This window comes from Kitasatospora sp. NPDC093558 (assembly GCF_040683475.1).
Classification (GTDB): Bacteria; Actinomycetota; Actinomycetes; order Streptomycetales; family Streptomycetaceae; genus Kitasatospora.
The window spans coordinates 15,020-16,755 of sequence record NZ_JBFBDY010000117.1; the positions used below are offsets into that span (position 1 = coordinate 15,020).

Sequence of the window (1,736 nt, forward strand, 5' to 3'; positions counted from 1 at the left end):
GGGCGGCGGCCCCGGCCGGTCCGGAACTCGCGGGACCCGGTGGCTACTTGGTCGCGACGATGACGCCGTGCGGGGTCCAGCCCGGGATCGGGATGCGCTTGACGGTGCTGAAACCGGCGTCGAGCAGGCACTTCTCGTGCTGCGCCCAGGAGTAGATCATCCCGCCCTCGGCCGGCAGCGCGGCGAAGTACACGCTGTCCAGCGCGGCCACGACCGGGCCGTCCCCCTCGTCGTTGGACATCGAGTTGAACACCACCAGCTGGCCGCCCGCCGGCAGCGCCTCGTAGGCCCGGCGGAGCAGTTCGGTGTTCTCCTCCAGCGTCCAGATGACCAGCTGGTGGGCGAACATCACGACGTCGCAGCCGGTGGGCAGCGGATCGGCGAACATGTCGCCGGTGATCACCGAGACCTGGTCGCTCACGCCGGCCTGGGCGATCTTCTTCTCCGCGATGGTGCCGGAGGCCGGGATCTCGAAGACCGTGACCTTCAGGTCCGGGTTGGCCTTGGCCAGCGCGATGGCGTTGACCGCGTCGCCGCCGCCGCAGTCCAGCAGGTGCTTGCGCCCGGACAGGTCGAGCTCGTGCACGAGGTGCTTGTTCGCGAGCTCCGACCACGACCGCATGTAGCGGTAGAACACCTGCTCCAGGTGCGGGTTCTCGGCCAGCCGGTGGTACAGGTCGCGGCCCGAGCCGCGCACCCGGCGCAGGCCGACGTTGCGGTTCTCGCGCAGCGAGTCGGTGAAGTCCAGCTGGCCCTCGTAGACGACGTACTGCTCGAACGCGACGGTGTCCTTGAAGCGCTGCCAGTCGCCCTCGTCCATGAGATCCCGCACGACCCGCGCGAGGTGGTAGCGGCCGTCCTCCTTCACGACGATGCCGAGGGACGTGCAGCCGAGGAGCAGGATCTCGACGGCGCGGTCCTGGAGGCCGAGGCTGTCCCTGACCTCCTCGCGGGTGAGCGCGCCCTTCTCGGCGAGGAGGTCGGGCAGGCCCAGTTCGCAGGCGGCGTTGAGGTACTGGAAGGCCGCGTGCCCGAAGAGGATCCGGGACAGTCCGTCCATGTCCAGTGCGGGGACGGGGGTGGGGGCGGGAGTGGAGCCGGGGGTGGTGCCGGTGCCGTGCGGGTTGGGGGCGGTGGTCGTCATGGGTGCCTTGCCTTTCGGGCTTCGATGAGTGGGTTTCGGTGAGTGGGTTTCGGTGAGTGGGTTTCGGTAGGCGCGTCGGGCGGGGTCGCGTCAGGCGGGTTCGGGCCGGTCCGGGAGCGTGGCCGCCCGGAGGCGGTGGAACTGCTCGATGACGCCCACCGCGGGGCGGTGCGAGCGGCTGGTCGCGAGGAGGCTCGGTGACTGCCGCCCCACGAAGTGCCCGCACACGCCCTTGTGCGCGTCGTAGGTGGCGTCCAGCGCCGTTCGGAAGTCCGCCAGGGCACCCGGGCGGCGGGCCGCCAGCCAGGACCACGCGGCCCGGGACTCCGTCAGCCCGGCCACCAGGGCCTCGTGGTCGCGCCAGCGCAGCCCGCTCATCTGCGGGGGTGCGACCGGCGGCATCAGCGTGGGCCGGATCTCGGCCCGGTACTGGTCCGCCGAGGCGTCCCCCGCGAAGCGCAGGGCGGCCCGGCAGGCCCGCATCACGCGGGTCGCGACGGCGGCCGCGGTGGCCGCGAGTTCCTCGTCCCCGGCGTCCGCCGCGGCCCGCAGGCTGCTCAGGGCGCTGGTGCCGCCCTGGGCGAACACCATG

The 1,736-nt window shown here is 72.2% G+C and carries 1 protein-coding gene and 1 pseudogene; both read right to left on the reverse strand.

All coding sequences use genetic code 11. From position 1 onward, the window contains the following. Nucleotides 1-43: 43 nt before the first annotated feature. Entirely contained in the window at nt 44-1,060 is a 1,017-nt protein-coding gene (locus AB0O00_RS14680; RefSeq protein ID WP_363651670.1) for a methyltransferase, read from the reverse strand. 174 nt (nt 1,061-1,234) lie between these two features. Then, nucleotides 1,235-1,736: pseudogene (locus tag AB0O00_RS14685) on the reverse strand (hypothetical protein); the annotation flags it as partial.